General features: G+C 32.4%; 13 protein-coding genes. 7 read left to right on the forward strand and 6 right to left on the reverse strand.

Going from position 1 to position 15095, the window contains the following annotated elements; all coding sequences use genetic code 11:
* The first annotated feature begins 434 nt into the window (after positions 1 to 434).
* The 4 genes from HXY53_06515 (at position 435) to HXY53_06530 (ending at position 3528) form a co-directional block, all read left to right on the forward strand.
* Entirely contained in the window at positions 435 to 620 is a 186-nt protein-coding gene (locus HXY53_06515; protein NWF76213.1) for a hypothetical protein, read from the forward strand.
* 374 nt (positions 621 to 994) lie between these two features.
* On the forward strand, positions 995 to 1582 hold the full coding sequence (locus tag HXY53_06520; protein ID NWF76214.1) for a hypothetical protein: 588 nt from the start codon (positions 995 to 997) through the stop codon (positions 1580 to 1582).
* On the forward strand, positions 1570 to 2256 hold the full coding sequence (locus tag HXY53_06525) for a nucleotidyl transferase AbiEii/AbiGii toxin family protein (GenBank protein ID NWF76215.1): 687 nt from the start codon (positions 1570 to 1572) through the stop codon (positions 2254 to 2256). Before HXY53_06520 ends, HXY53_06525 begins: the two co-directional genes overlap by 13 nt.
* 42 nt (positions 2257 to 2298) lie before the next feature.
* Positions 2299 to 3528 carry a CCA tRNA nucleotidyltransferase gene (locus HXY53_06530; GenBank protein ID NWF76216.1) on the forward strand — a complete coding sequence of 410 codons (1230 nt, stop codon included), beginning with the start codon at positions 2299 to 2301 and terminating at the stop codon, positions 3526 to 3528.
* Positions 3529 to 3667: 139 nt separating this feature from the next.
* On the opposite strand, the gene mtaB is transcribed toward HXY53_06530, so the two are convergent.
* Both mtaB and miaB read right to left on the reverse strand, forming a co-directional pair.
* Positions 3668 to 4897, reverse strand: coding sequence for a tRNA (N(6)-L-threonylcarbamoyladenosine(37)-C(2))-methylthiotransferase MtaB (mtaB, locus tag HXY53_06535; protein ID NWF76217.1), 1230 nt, complete (start codon positions 4895 to 4897; stop codon positions 3668 to 3670).
* Positions 4894 to 6189, reverse strand: coding sequence for a tRNA (N6-isopentenyl adenosine(37)-C2)-methylthiotransferase MiaB (gene miaB / locus HXY53_06540; protein NWF76218.1), 1296 nt, complete (start codon positions 6187 to 6189; stop codon positions 4894 to 4896). The genes mtaB and miaB overlap by 4 nt, the downstream gene beginning before the upstream one ends.
* A gap of 113 nt (positions 6190 to 6302) precedes the next feature.
* On the opposite strand from miaB, the gene secA reads away from it, so the two are divergent.
* Genes secA through HXY53_06555 form a run of 3 tightly spaced genes read left to right on the forward strand, consistent with a single transcriptional unit; the run spans position 6303 to position 11470 of the window.
* Positions 6303 to 8975, forward strand: coding sequence for a preprotein translocase subunit SecA (secA, locus tag HXY53_06545; protein NWF76219.1), 2673 nt, complete (start codon positions 6303 to 6305; stop codon positions 8973 to 8975).
* Positions 8968 to 10362 (forward strand): sensor domain-containing diguanylate cyclase, encoded by a 1395-nt coding sequence (locus HXY53_06550; protein ID NWF76220.1) that lies wholly within the window; start codon positions 8968 to 8970, stop codon positions 10360 to 10362. The genes secA and HXY53_06550 overlap by 8 nt, the downstream gene beginning before the upstream one ends.
* A gap of 4 nt (positions 10363 to 10366) precedes the next feature.
* Entirely contained in the window at positions 10367 to 11470 is a 1104-nt protein-coding gene (locus HXY53_06555) for a GTPase domain-containing protein (protein NWF76221.1), read from the forward strand.
* A 3-nt stretch (positions 11471 to 11473) separates the two neighbouring features.
* Here HXY53_06555 and HXY53_06560 read toward each other — a convergent pair whose 3' ends face one another.
* Genes HXY53_06560 through era form a run of 4 tightly spaced genes read right to left on the reverse strand, consistent with a single transcriptional unit; the run spans position 11474 to position 15080 of the window.
* On the reverse strand, positions 11474 to 12955 hold the full coding sequence (locus HXY53_06560) for an anthranilate synthase component I family protein (protein NWF76222.1): 1482 nt from the start codon (positions 12953 to 12955) through the stop codon (positions 11474 to 11476).
* Complete coding sequence (gene recO / locus HXY53_06565; protein NWF76223.1) at positions 12956 to 13729, reverse strand: DNA repair protein RecO; 774 nt, start codon at positions 13727 to 13729, stop codon at positions 12956 to 12958.
* Entirely contained in the window at positions 13729 to 14181 is a 453-nt protein-coding gene (locus tag HXY53_06570) for a bifunctional nuclease family protein (GenBank protein NWF76224.1), read from the reverse strand. Before HXY53_06570 ends, recO begins: the two co-directional genes overlap by 1 nt.
* A gap of 2 nt (positions 14182 to 14183) precedes the next feature.
* Positions 14184 to 15080, reverse strand: a complete 897-nt coding sequence (era, locus tag HXY53_06575; protein ID NWF76225.1) for a GTPase Era — start codon at positions 15078 to 15080, stop codon at positions 14184 to 14186.
* Between the last annotated feature and the right edge of the window lie 15 nt (positions 15081 to 15095).

Consider the following 15095-nt stretch of genomic DNA (forward strand, 5'->3'; position numbering starts at 1 on the left):
AAGGCAAATCCTGAAGATTCAGAAGTACATTCACTTCTACAAAAATGTAATGATATTATTGGGAAAGAAAAGAAATTAGTTAGCATAATTCAACACAGAGATGCTGAATCGAGTTCAGCATGACACGTTTTATACACCCCTGCACCCCTCTTAATAGAGGGGAATTAAACGGAGCAAGAGATAAAGGGTTGAATTATAACGATTTAAAGTGAAAAATATTTGAAAAAAAAGAGGTGGTGAGGTCTTTTCCACACTCCCGGATTACATTTTTATGCAATCCTATCTATTATGGATAAATCTCCGATGAAGCAATTACTCTCTATCGAAAACGAAGCAAGGCGGCGGGCATTGTTTGTCGCTCTTTTGAGTAAAGAGATGATGCTTCGCGGGCTGAAAAGCGAACGAATATCATAGCCATCGCTCCGAGGCTGGAAGTGCGCGTCATACTCTATGCTGCAAAATATTGGAATGACAGCGATAGTTTGATGTGGGCGAGGGTTCTGTTTGAGATACTCAAAAAAATCGCGGGTGGGGATATAACATATCTTAAAGGAAGGGCAGAGAAAGAAAATATTGCAGACCTTTTGTCACTGCTTCTTCTGAATGGAGATAACAGGTAATGCGCCTGGACTATGAAAATCTAAAGCAGATTGCCCTTGAAGCACGTGTTGAGCTTACGCTGAGCAAGTAAGATTGATCCGGGCAGGCAGCGTATTCGGAGGAAACGCCGGAATGCGGAAAAAAAGGCTCTTCTCTATCGCATGGCACTTGACCGCATTGAAAGATATCCGCCAGGGAGAGACAAAGAGGGTAGGGTCGTGCTGCCATATTTTATATTGACAGATTAATGGTTGAAAACTGGTGTTAATCTTGCCTCTCTTTTCTGGGATGAAGGGGATGTTGAAAAAGCATTTTAACCCAAATAAATCCATCGATTGACAGGTATTTATTAAGAATATATAATTAACAATATCGTTAATTATATATATTTATTATGAAATACACTGAACTCAGAAAACTGAAAAGCAAACTATTTTTTACCTTAGAGGACTTGCAGGATTTACTGAATATAAAGAAAGAGTCGGCAAGGGTTTTGTCCACACGATATACCAAAAAAGGGATTTTTATAAGATTGAAAAAGAACTTTTATGTGCTTAGAGATGCATGGGAAGTATTTTCAAATGAAGACTTTCTGAAGCTCTCAAATCTTCTGCAGGTGCCATCTTATGTCTCCTTCACAACAGCGCTTTCATTTTACGAAATTACTACACAGTTACAAAGAAATTTCTTTGAGAGTGTTTCCGTAAAACGCTCTATCAGATTAAACATAAATGGCACTGTCTTTAATTATTATAAAATTCAAAAAAAGTATTTCTTTAGTTTTATGAAAGAGAGAAATATATTTATTGCTACAAAGGAAAAAGCATTTATAGATTCAGTATATCTTTATTCATTTGGAAAATATAAAATGGATTTCAGTGCGATTGACATTGCCAGACTGGATAAGAAAAAGATTAAAGAGCTTTCAGTGGTATATCCTGAAAAGACCAGAGGAATTATAAAGCAATTATGCAAGATTTAGTAAAGCAGGAACAGTTTGAACTGGAGGTTCTCGACAGGCTGAACAGCAGGAAATTTCTAAATCATCTCGTATTTGGTGGTGGAACAATGCTGCGGCTCTGCTTTGGCTTGAACCGATTTTCTGTAGACCTTGATTTTTGGATTATTAAAGATATTGATATAACCAGACTTTTTAAAGAACTGAAAGAATATCTTACTGCGTTTTACACTTTGAAGGACTCTGCCAATAAATTCCATAGCTTATTGTTTGAGGTAAAATCAGAAGATTATCCGAGAAGCTTGAAGATAGAGATTAGAAAAGAAAAAAAGAAGATCAAAACAGAAAATGCGATTGCTTATAGCAGGCATGGAAATATACAGGTCTTTCTCAGGGTGGCCTCTCTAAAAGAAATGATGAGGGCAAAGATAGAGGCTTTTATTCAAAGAAGAGAGATAAGGGACGCCTTTGATATGGAATTCTTATTGAAAAAAGGAATTGAAATAGATGCATCTCCTCAAACACTGAAAAAAATAATCAAAATTATTGATTCTCTTACTAAAAAAGACTACACAGTAAAGCTTGGCTCTTTACTGGAAGAGACAGAAAGAAAGTACTATATAACCGAGAACTTTAAGATTTTAAAATCAGCAATAAAAGAGCAGATTTTACAATCAGAAAGATTAAAAGCGCTCTAAATATAATAATTCATGGTTAAATAAAAAAATATGAATTTATCGTTGAATGTTTTAGGTAAAAGGATATTAAAAGACAAATATAATTCCATTATATTCAAAAAGAGTAGAGGAAGAGAATTATATCTTGTAGGTGGATATATTCGTGATATATTTAGAGGAATATATTCTAATGACAGAGATTTCATAGTTGATAAAGAAATAGATAAATTTGTTGAAGAATTAAATAAGATTTTTCATGGAACGATTATTAGTTTCAAAAAAGGTAACCTTAAAAGAATTGTTTTAAAAAATGGAACAACATTTGACTTTTCGAAACCTCAGGGCACATTACATGAAGATCTATCAAAAAGAGATTTTACAATCAATTCTATTGCATGGTCACCATTAATGGGAATTATAGATCCTTATAATGGTTTAAATGACATAGGAAAAAGGATAATAAAATGCATATCAATTGAAAATTTAAACTCCGATCCTCTAAGGATTATCAGGGCTTACAGATTTGCAGCAGAGCTAAACGGTTCTATTGAAACAAATACCAGGAATGCCCTGAAGTTATTGAATAGTAGCATAAATACACTCTCATCTGAAAGAATTACTTTAGAAGTTTTCAATTTATTAAACTCAGAGCATGCAGCAAAATATCTTGAAATGGCATTTTATGATAGTGTCCTAAGAAAAGTTTTCTACAATTCTTATAAAACCTTACAAAATAATCTTAGAGTAATATATAAACTTGAAAGAACTATTAAAAGCAGTATTCCTAATAATCTTAAAGCATTACTTAATAAAACATTTTCACAAAATTTATCTTACAAGGGTTTACTATGCCTTGAGATTCTCATGCGAAATATAAGAATATCTAAAAGTAATTGTTATTTATTAAAATTAAGTAATCATATAAAAAAGAGAATTGAACTTTTTCAAAGAGGGGATACCGTATATAAAAATAAAGATATTAATTTACAAAAAAAGTTATTTGATATTTTTAACAACGCAAAAGCTGCATCAATTGACTTAATAATCATCGAAAGAAAGTTTGATTTGCTTAATGATTACAGGAGATACTTAAGAATAAATAAGAAAAGTGTTTTAAAAACAAATGAAATAATAAATATCTGTGATATTCATCAAGGTAAGATGCTTGGTTATATAATCAAAGAACTTAGAAGGGCTGAATTCGAGAGAAGAGTAAAAAATAGAAATATGGCTATTACTTATGTTAAAAATATTAAAGATAATATTTTACATAATATATCTTATCAGACATAACAATTAAACATAAATTGTTAGTAAGTTGTTATTATTTTTGTTCAAAAAGAGGTTCTTTCCTACAATAAAGCTGACTTAAACATCTTTGACTATCATTTAGGCATCTAAAAAAATAAATTAATTCAGTATGTTAAATAATTTATAGTGGATTTCCTATTAATGTATTATTTTCTACTCCTATAATTCGCACAGTGACAAGAGATTTTTTGTTATAAGCATTTGTGAAAATATTTACCTTCAAGTAATTACTTGAAGTTCCTATAAACGAACCATCATAGCATTTGTCTTCTATAATGATATCAAGGCAATTATCAATCATAGATTCCATATAACTCTGTTTTTTGCTGATATTTATAGCATTAATTTCTTTAGCCCTTTCTTTTTTTGTGTAAACAGGTATTTGATCAGGCATTGAATATGAAATTGTCTTAGGCCTTTGTGAAAATGTAAATATATGTAGATATGAGAAAGGCAACGAACGAATCACATTTTTTGTATTATTAAATTCATTTACTCCCTCACCAGGAAAACCAACAATAATATCACTTCCGATTGAAACATTAGGTACTTTATTATAAATATCCTCAATAATTCTTGTATATTTATTGATTGTATAATTTCTTCTCATTAATTTTAATATTTTATCATCACCACTTTGTAATGGTATATGAATATGGTTACAAATTCGAGATTCATTTAAAAGTTCAATAATTTCTTTATCAATTTCATTTGGTTCTAATGAACTTAATCTGAATCTTTTTATTTTTGTATTATTCAAAAGAAACTTTATAAGATGTGATAGCTTTTTTTGCGGTTTAAAGTCTTTACCGTATAAACCAAGATTAATACCAGTAATAACTATTTCATTAAATCCTTCTTCTTGAAGTTCCAAAACCTGATTTAAAACATTTTGAAAATTAAGACTTTTTGATTGCCCTCTAGCATGTGGTATTACACAATAAGCACAAGAATAATTACAACCATCTTGAACCTTAACATAAGGCCTTGATCGAAGATTATAATTGAAAGTATTAGTTTTATTATTATTATTTAACATATTAATAATATTATATTTATTATTATTTTCGACAATAATTATCGAATCATCAATTTGTTTAACTTCTTCAGGATTCAATTGTGAGTAACAACCTGTTACAATAACTTTTGCTCCAGTTTTGACACATTTTCTGATAATTTGTCTTGATTGATAATCGCTTTTTGAGGTTACAGAGCAAGTATTGATAATACAAAAATCTGGTCTGTCATATATAGTTACAGGTATGAACCCATTTTTTACAAGATTTCCTTCAATAAAAACACTTTCTGATTGATTTACTTTACACCCGAGGGTTAAAATAGAAAATTTCATATAGAGACGGGCTCTCCATCTAATGAATGTTTTTTACCTTTAGTTATTTTCACTGTTATTAATTTTCCCTCTTTTAATGTTATTTTTTGAATATTAACTATTTTATTGGTACGTGTTCTTCCTGTAAGTTTGTTATCATCTGTCTTACTATGACCTTCAATAAGTATTTCGTGGAAAGTGCCCTCGAGTGATCTATTAATTTTTAAAGTTATTTCGTCCTGAACACTCAATATCTCAGTAAGCCGCTCAGATTTTATTTCTTCAGGAACTTGCTCTTCCATCTGCGCAGCTTTTGTTAGTGGTCTCCGAGAAAACTTGAAAGCATATATTCCATCAAACTCTATTTCTTTAAGTGCATTTATTGTTTGCAAATGATCTTTTTCAGTTTCACCGGGAAAACCTGTGATAATGTCAGATGTAATTGCAATTCCAGGAATCTGTTTCCTGAGTTTAATAATTTTTTCTATATAATCACTATATGCATATCCTCTATTCATTTGTTTCAGTATTTTGCTTGAACCTGATTGCATTGGCAAATGAATATGCTCGCAAACTTTTGGTAATTGTGATATTGAATTTATAAGTTCATCTGAAAGATCTTTCGGGTGGGAAGTAACAAAACGTATTCTCTCGATTCCATCTATTGCATTAAGCTTTGTTAATAGTTCAGGAAAACTCACTTCGCTCTTGTAAGAATTAACATTTTGACCGAGAAGTGTAATTTCTTTATAACCTTTTTCAGCAAGCTCTGTTGCCTCATATACTATATTTTCATATGGTCTTGAACGTTCTCTACCTCTTGTGTAAGGCACGATACAGTAACTGCAAAAATTATTGCATCCATACATTATCGTAATCCATGCCCTTATTCTGCTCTCTCTCTCTTTTGGAAGGTCTATTATTGCTATTTCAGAATTATCATCTATAGCAATTTTGCTAAATTTATATTCTATTAAATCTTTTAATAGATGAATATTCTGTGGTCCTAAAATAAAATCGACATGAGATGCTTTTTTGAATATGTTTTTACCATCCTGTTGTGAAATACACCCAGCAACTGCTATCTGTAACGATGGTTTTCTTTTTTTGTGAGATTTCAATCTGCCAAGTTCACTATAAAATTTTTGCTCGGCTTTTTGCCTGATACTGCAAGTATTAAATATAATTAGGTCTGCAACTTTTGGATTATCTGTCCTGATATATCCTTCTTCTTTAAGAATACCAAGTATTTTTTCAGAATCATGAAAATTCATCTGGCATCCGAAAGTGCGTATATAAACACTCTTAGACATAGTTTAAATTTACCATGCATTATCTTTAGGTAGCAAGGTTGTAGTATTTATAACATAGTTAAGATATGAACTGTTCTTGAAATCTTATTCTTCTTAATTCTATTATATATAACATGTTTGGAACATTACTAAACAAGGTTTTTGGAACAAAAAATGAGCGCGAACTGAAACGTCTATGGCCTATTGTAGAACAAGTTAACAGTCTGGAAGCAACAGTTAAGAACCTCACAGATATCCAGCTCAGAGACAATACCGAAAAATTCAGAAAAAGACTCGAATCTGGTGAATCACTGGATGATATCCTTCCAGAGGCTTTTGCAACAGTTCGAGAGGCATCAAGACGAAAGCTTCAAATGAGGCACTTTGATGTGCAGATACTTGGTGGTATTGTTCTACACGAAGGCAAAATTGCTGAAATGAAAACTGGAGAGGGAAAAACTCTTGTGGCTACCCTACCCGTCTATCTGAATGCCCTGGAAAACAAAGGTGTTCATGTTGTAACTGTAAATGATTATCTTGCTAAAAGAGATACCCAATGGATGGGACCTGTTTATCATTTTCTTGGTTTATCAATCGGTGTTATTCAACATGATAGTTCTTTTTTGTTTGACCCTTCTTACTTTTCAAATGACAAGCGATTCGATTTTCTTAGGCCATGCACAAGAAAAGAGGCTTATTCAGCAGATATCACATACGGCACAAACAACGAATTTGGCTTTGATTACCTAAGGGATAATATGAAATATGACCTTTCGGAATATTGTCAAAGAGAATTAAATTATGCGATTGTTGATGAGGTTGATAGTATACTTATTGATGAAGCAAGAACACCTCTGATTATATCCGGACCTTCAGAAGAATCAACTGATAAATATTATAGAATTGATAAGATCATACCAAAGCTTAAAAAAGATGTTGATTATACTATTGATGAAAAAGCACGAACAGCGATTCTAACAGACGAAGGAAATATAAAAATTGAGAAAATGCTCGGAGTAGGTAATCTCTATGACCCATCTAATATTGAACTTGTTCATCATATTTTACAGGCTTTAAAAGCACACACGTTATTCAAAAGGGATGTTGATTATGTCATCAAAGATGGAGAGATTATCATAGTAGACGAATTTACAGGAAGACTTATGCCTGGAAGACGATGGTCTGATGGACTTCATCAAGCAATTGAGGCAAAAGAAGGTGTAAAAATCGAAAGTGAAAACCAGACGCTTGCAACAATAACTTTTCAGAACTACTTTAGAATGTATAACAAACTGGCAGGCATGACTGGTACCGCTGATACCGAAGCAGAAGAATTTGCCAAAATATATAATCTTGAAGTAATTGTAATCCCAACGAATAAACCAATGATACGCATAGATCATCCAGATCTCATTTATAAAACTGAAAAAGGTAAATTTAATGCTGTCCTTAAAGAGATTGAAGAACTTCACAAGAAAGGGCAGCCAATCCTTGTGGGAACAATTTCTATCGAGAAGTCAGAAATATTAAGTCATTTTCTTAAAAAAAGAGGAATACCACATTCTGTTTTAAACGCAAAATATCATGAAAGAGAAGCCGAGATTATTGCCCAGGCTGGGAGAAGCGGTTCTGTTACTATTGCAACAAATATGGCTGGACGAGGAACAGATATTATCCTTGGTGGTAATCCTGAAGGACTAACGAGGGAATTATTGAAAGATAAAAAAGATTATACTGAAGATGATTGGAAAGCCTCATTTATAAAAGCAGAGGAACTTTGTATAAAAGACAGAGAAAAAGTGGTTTCTCTTGGAGGACTTCATATAATCGGTACAGAACGTCATGAAGCAAGAAGAATAGATAATCAGCTCAGAGGACGTTCAGGAAGACAGGGAGACCCTGGTTCTTCGAGATTTTATCTTTCACTTCAAGACGATCTTATGCGAATTTTTGGGTCAGACAAAATTTCAGGCCTTATGGATAAACTCGGCATGGATGAAGATATGCCGATAGAAAACAAGATGGTTACAAAAGCTATCGAAAACGCACAGAAACGTGTTGAGGCGCACAATTTTGATATTAGAAAACATCTCATAGAATATGATGATGTAATGAATAAACAGAGAACAGAAATATATTCTTTCAGGAAGGATATTCTCCAGAGTTCAAACCTCAAGGAACGTTTATTCAACATGGCAGAGAGTATTGTTGAAGAGTTGCTGGATATTTACTGTCCAGAAGAAAAACACATCGATGATTGGGACTGGAAAGGACTCAAAGATGCTGTTTATAGTATATTTGCATTTATTATTGATATTGAAAATGCAGATAGAGAAAATCTCAGGGAATCACTTATTGCTGAGATAAAAAGTTTCTACGACAAAAAAGAATCAGAGATAGGCAGTGATGTTGTGAGATATCTCGAAAGAGTCATTATGCTACAGGTTATCGATACCCAGTGGAAAGACCATCTACTTGCCATGGATCATTTAAAGGAAGGCATTGGTCTTAGAGGCTATGGACAACGAGACCCTTTAGTTGAATACAAGAAAGAAGCTTTTGATTTATTTGCAGATATGACATCAAGAATTTCTACAGAAATCCTCTCACGTCTCTTTAAAATACAGGTTCAAAAAAGGGAAACAATAAAAAAAGAACCCGTGCGGCAGTTGCGATTAAGCTATAACAGGGGTGAAGGATCTTCAGGGGTTCAAACTGTTAAACGAGGGAGAAAGATCGGGAGAAACGATCCTTGCCCTTGTGGTAGTGGAAAAAAATACAAAAAATGTTGTGGAATAAATGCCTAAAATATTTTTAATTGGAAATATTGCACTCAGAGATGATATTGATGATGCACTCTCAACATCTGGCTTTTTTGTAACAAAGATAGAAAATTTTGATAAGGCATTATCCGTAAATTACAATGAAACAGATCTGCTAATTATAGATAAAAAACAATCCAGAGAGCCTTCACTCAGAAAACTTATTAAGATAACAAAGAATATACCCAAAATTATAATTTCAGAAAATCTCTCAACAAAAGGTTTTGGTTTCTGGCTCAAAGAACCTTTTACATATCCATTGTTTTCACCAGGTATTAAAGAAATTAAACATTTTATTGACAGGCTATTGCGAGAAAAAAAGACTTTTTTTGATAATACCAAATTAAAAAATGAACTATCTCTTGCACAACGTGAAATTAATTTTTATGAAGATGTAAGTAAAACACTCACATCTTCTCTTGATTTAGGCAATAGCCTTAAGAAAGTAATGGAAAGAATCAAAGATATGACCAAAGCAGAAGCTTGGTCAATACTTCTGATAGATCAGGAGACCGGTGATCTTGTATTTGAAAAGATGGAGAGCAAAAAAGCAAAAGTGATACGTAAATTCAGATTAAAAATAGGAGAAGGTATTGCAGGATGGGTTGCTCAGGAAGGAATCCCTCTTATTGTTCCAGATGTTACAAAAGATAAACGATTTTTTGGTGAGATAGATAAAGCTATACACTTCAAAACAAAATCTCTATTATGTGTGCCTATAAAAAGTCAAAATCAGGTAATAGGCGTTCTTGAACTTGTAAATAAGAAAACAGGAAATCCTTTTAAAAAAGATGACCTTGATTTGGTGATAAGAATAATTGATCAATTAGCAATAGCCATCGAAAGGACTTCGCTATATCAAAGGATGAAAGAACTTGCTATAACGGATGATTTAACAAAGCTCTTCAATACTCGATATCTGAACAGAACAATAGAAGTTGAGATTCAACGTGCAAGCAGATATAATACTTCTGTATCCTTGATATTCATGGACATCGATTATTTTAAGAATGTCAATGACCGTCATGGACATCTAATAGGTAGTAAGATTCTTGTTGAAATGGCACAGCTTCTTTTAAAAAGTTTACGAACAGTGGATATCGTTGCAAGATATGGTGGAGATGAATTTGTTATTGTGTTACCCCAGACATCTCCTGATGCTGCAGCTCAAATTGCTGAAAGAATGAGAAAGGCCATTGAAGATTATACTTTTCTAAAGAAGGAAGGTTACTTGCTTAAATTAACTGCAAGTTTCGGGGTTGCTTCATATCCAGAAAGTGCAAAAACGAAGGAGGATCTTATAAGACTTGCTGATGAAGCAATGTATAGAGTTAAATATCATACAAGGAATGCAGTTTATGCTATAGTATAAAATCATGGCATTATTTAATTACGCAACTAAAGAAATTACCATTAAAATAGTTTATTATGGCCCTGGACTAAGTGGTAAGACTACAAATCTTCAATATCTGCACTCTATTCTCAATCCAGAAACAAGAGGAAAACTTTTATCTCTTGCTACCGAAGCTGACAGAACTCTTTTCTTCGATTTTCTTCCGATAGAATTAGGTAAAATTAAAGATTTTTCTATACGTTTTCAACTCTACACCGTGCCAGGACAGGTTAGGTATAATGCAACAAGAAAACTTGTTCTGAAAGGTGCTGATGCTGTAGTTTTTGTTGCAGATTCACAGCGAGAGATGAAAGAACAGAATATCGAAAGTTTAAAAAATATGATGGAGAATCTTATTGCAAATAATATTAACCCTGAAGAAATCCCGATTCTCATGCAATACAACAAACGTGATTTACCTAACATTTTATCTATCGATGAATTGAATAAAGATCTTAATAATGATGGACGATATGAGTATAGAGAATCTGTTGCAATAAACGGGAAAGGTGTTGAAGATACCTTCCAATATATTACTAAGCTTGTTATTAAAAATATTGCACAACGACACAATATAGATCTCAAAGTTAAAGAAAAAGTTGAAGAACCTGTTATTGAAGGAAAGATTTCTGAAGATACTTCTATGGTTGAACCCATCTATGAAGAACCTGTGGAAGCTGCTTCCATAATTGATACAATAGAGGAATCCCCTGTTACAGAAAAAAAGATTACTGATGAAATAATCGTCGAAAGCAGAACACAACCAATCGATCAGGCGTTAGAAGAAAGTGGAAAAACAAAGGAAGTAGTTATTAAAGAGATCAGAGAAGTTCCTGTTTTTTCAGATGAGAAACTAAACAAAATAACAGATGCCATTCAAGAAGTATTAAGGGAATTGAGAGAATTAAAGAGTATAATATCTGCTGGACAGTCAGGTATGAATGATTTCAGGCAAATTATTTCTTCTACTGTTGCTGGATTCAATGAAATAAAAAAAGAACAGAAAGAAATCCTTGAAAGTCTAAAAAATATTAATAAGAATTTTGAAAATTTGAAAGAAAAGAAAAGCTGGTTTAAGTTTTTTTAAACTTCATACATGTTGCAATGTTCGAATGAGTGCTTCAGCCTTTTTAAGTGTTTCATGATATTCTCGTTCTGGATCTGAATCTGCAACTATTCCAGCTCCAACCTGGACATAAACTGTTTCTCCTTTTATGACAAAGGTTCTTATAATAATATTTAAGTCCATATTTCCTGTAAAACTAATATACCCCAGCGAGCCGGTATAAGGACCTCTCTTAACAGGTTCAAGTTCATCAATGATCTCCATACATCTTACTTTTGGAACTCCTGTTATAGTGCCACCCGGAAAAGCCGCTCTGATAACATCAAAACAGTCTTTATCTGGTGAAAGTCTACCATTTATATTTGAAACAATATGAATAACGTGTGAATAATCCTCGGTAATCATAAGTTCATCTACTCTTACCGTACCATAATCTGAAACTCTACCAATATCATTCCTTTCAAGGTCTATTAACATTATATGTTCAGCTCTTTCTTTTTCATTTAAAATAAGTTCCTCACGCATAAACTCATCCTCGCCGGTATCCCTTCCACGTGGTCTTGTGCCAGCAATAGGTCTTGTATCTATATTTCGATCTTTTACCCTTAGCAGTCTTTCGGGTGAAGAACTTACTATCTTATAATTACCGAAATCAACGAATGCAGCAAAAGGTGAAGGATTTATAGACCTTAGAACTTTATAAATGTTCCATGGCTTTTTATCTTTGATACAAGCTGAGACTCTTTGTGAAAGATTAGCCTGAAAAATATCTCCTGCAGCAATATAATTTTTTGCATGTTTTACGATGTCCATATATTGATATTTTTTCATTTCATAAACAATTTCAATTATCTGTTTCGATTTTTGAAAAAAATCATCGTAATTATCTGAATTGTTCTCTAACCTTTTCTTTATATTTGAAATTATGCATGAAGCTTCATCATACTTTTCATCCCAGCTTATTCCATTTATTTCATGATTTTCCAATGATTCTCTAACACCTGGACATACTATAATCCAGCATTTTTTTAATACATGATCAAAAGCAATTAGCTTATCAATAATAAACATATGAGCATCGGGTAGATTAGTATCATCTTTTGAATTTGAAGGCAATTTTTCGATATATTGCACAAAATCATAACTTATAATTCCTGCGAAGCCTCCTTGAAATGGCGGAAGATTTTCAAAACTCTTTTGACGGTAATAGTTCATAATGGTCTTCATCAATGCAAGAGGTTTCCTAGTTTGAATAATCTTTTTAGATAAAGATTCAATCTCTGCTATACCATTCTTTATTTTGAATATCATGCATGGCTCAAAACCTATAAAAGAATATCGTGCAATCTTTTCATGACCTTTAACACTCTCAAAAATAAAACTATTACTGGATATTATACGTTCATAGATAGAATAAGGAGGTAAAAAAGGTATGCTCTCATATAACGGTGGAATACTTCCATATTTAATAAGTTCGATAAACTTTTTTTTTGAAGGCAAAATCATTTAAAAAGATTTGATGAATTCTATTGTTTTAAGTGGCTTAGAAAGAATATATTTTATATGGATATTTAATATTTCAGATAGTTCTGAAAGAATTTTTTCTGTAGGTTTTATACGATTTATCTTTTCTGTATCCCATGTGAGCAGATCTGAATAAAGCATTAAGACCGATGGAGATATCTCGAATGAAGATTCGAATGCTTTTGCGCATTCATTACAGATAATCGTTCCCTGCGAAACATAAAAATTACGTCCTGACTTCCCACACCTTCCACAAACATCAAACCTGGGTGCAAAACCAGCTAACTTGAGAAATTTGACCTTGTAATTTGTTATTAGTAAGTTGTTATTAACGGGTATCCCCTTGCGATTCTGATTATTTGAAAATAAAAAAATGTTATTTTCCATATCATACAGGGTAGTAAGAAGCAGATAGAATATATTCTTATTTGAGTCTCTTTCAGGTATAAACTGTAGTGTTATTTCTATTATTTCTGATATTTTAAGAAATACATTAAGAGTAACCCGTATTGTGTGGAATGAGTTTATAATATCAGATTGAGTCAATCTTGGTAATGCTGAATCTTCTTTTCCCCAGAATGATATTTTTGAATAAGTTAGAGGCTCAAGACTGCTTCCAAATTTACTATGTATCTTACGAGGACTTTTAGCGAATAATTTAATAATTCCAAAATCAGGTGTTAGATAAGTAACAATAAGATCAGCCTCTCCATATGGAAAAGTTTTTAAAACAATCCCTACAGTTCTATGTAACATTACATGATATTTCCAAAATCCTCGGGCTTCAGATTCTTCAACCACTCTTCAAGTTCATCTGAACTCTTCTTTTCCATTACTCGTTCTTCTACAAATATTGGAGCATTTAATCTCAGTGCTATTGCGATTGCATCACTTGGTCTTGAATCAATAAAGTTGTCTTTAGTACCATCATTTATACATAGTAAGGCATAATAGGTGTTGTCAAGAATCTCTGTAACAATAATTCTTATTAACCGGAAATGAAAAGATTCTATAATATTTTTGATAAGATCATGCGTTAATGGCCGTGGAGTTTCAACTTTGCCTAATGCAAGAGCTATAGAATCTGCCTCTGGTTTTCCTATCCATATTGGTAAAGTACCATTGCCATCAATTTCCTTAAGGAGTAATATATACATATTACTCCTTGGATCAAACAACATGCCTTCAACTTTCATCTGTATTAACATTTTTATATATAACCTAATTCTTTTAAGAAGTGTCTGTTATCTCTCCAATTCTTCTTTACTTTTACCCATAGCTCAAGAAAAATTCTTGTATTTAAAAAAGCTTCTATGTTTTTTCTTGCAGCAGTCCCTATAGATTTTAACATATTACCCTTCTTTCCTATTATAATAGCTTTCTGGCTTTCTCTTTCAACATATATATTACCTTTAATGACTATGATTCTATCATCCTTTTCTTTCCATTCAGTAATCATAACAGCAACAGAATGCGGTAGCTCTTCCTCGGTCATTTTCATAATTTTTTCTCTTATTATTTCAGATACCATAAATTTCTCTAATTGATCAGTTATAAGGTCATCAGGATAATATTTAGGGCCTCTGGGTAAATAATTGCAAATTTTTTCTATAAGTATATCAATACCATCAGATTTCAAAGCAGATACCGGGATAATTTCACTGAAATTATAGAGTTTGTTGAATTTCTCTATTATGGGTAGCAGGTCTGTTTTTTTTATTAAGTCTATTTTATTAATTAAAAGGAAAGTTGGAGATTTCACGTTTTTTAATAAATCAATGATAATCATATCATTTTTTTCAATTTTTCCACATTCAACCATGAGAAGTATTAAATCTACAGACCTTAAAGCATCTATTGCTGTTTTGACCATTGTTTCTCCAAGGCCATGTCGTGGTCGGTGAATACCAGGGGTATCTATAAAAATGATCTGAGCATGGGGTAGTGTCTTGATACCTATAATTTTGTTTCTTGTTGTTTGGGGTTTTGGTGTAACAATAGCAATCTTTTCTCCTAAGATTGAATTAAATATAGTAGATTTTCCAACATTCGGACGACCTATAATCGAAACATAGCCCGAACGATAAACTTCTGAATCTTGGTTTATTTTTGTTTTACCAGT

The sequence above is a fragment of the Nitrospirota bacterium genome (assembly GCA_013388455.1).
GTDB lineage: Bacteria > Nitrospirota > Thermodesulfovibrionia > Thermodesulfovibrionales > SM23-35 > JACAFF01.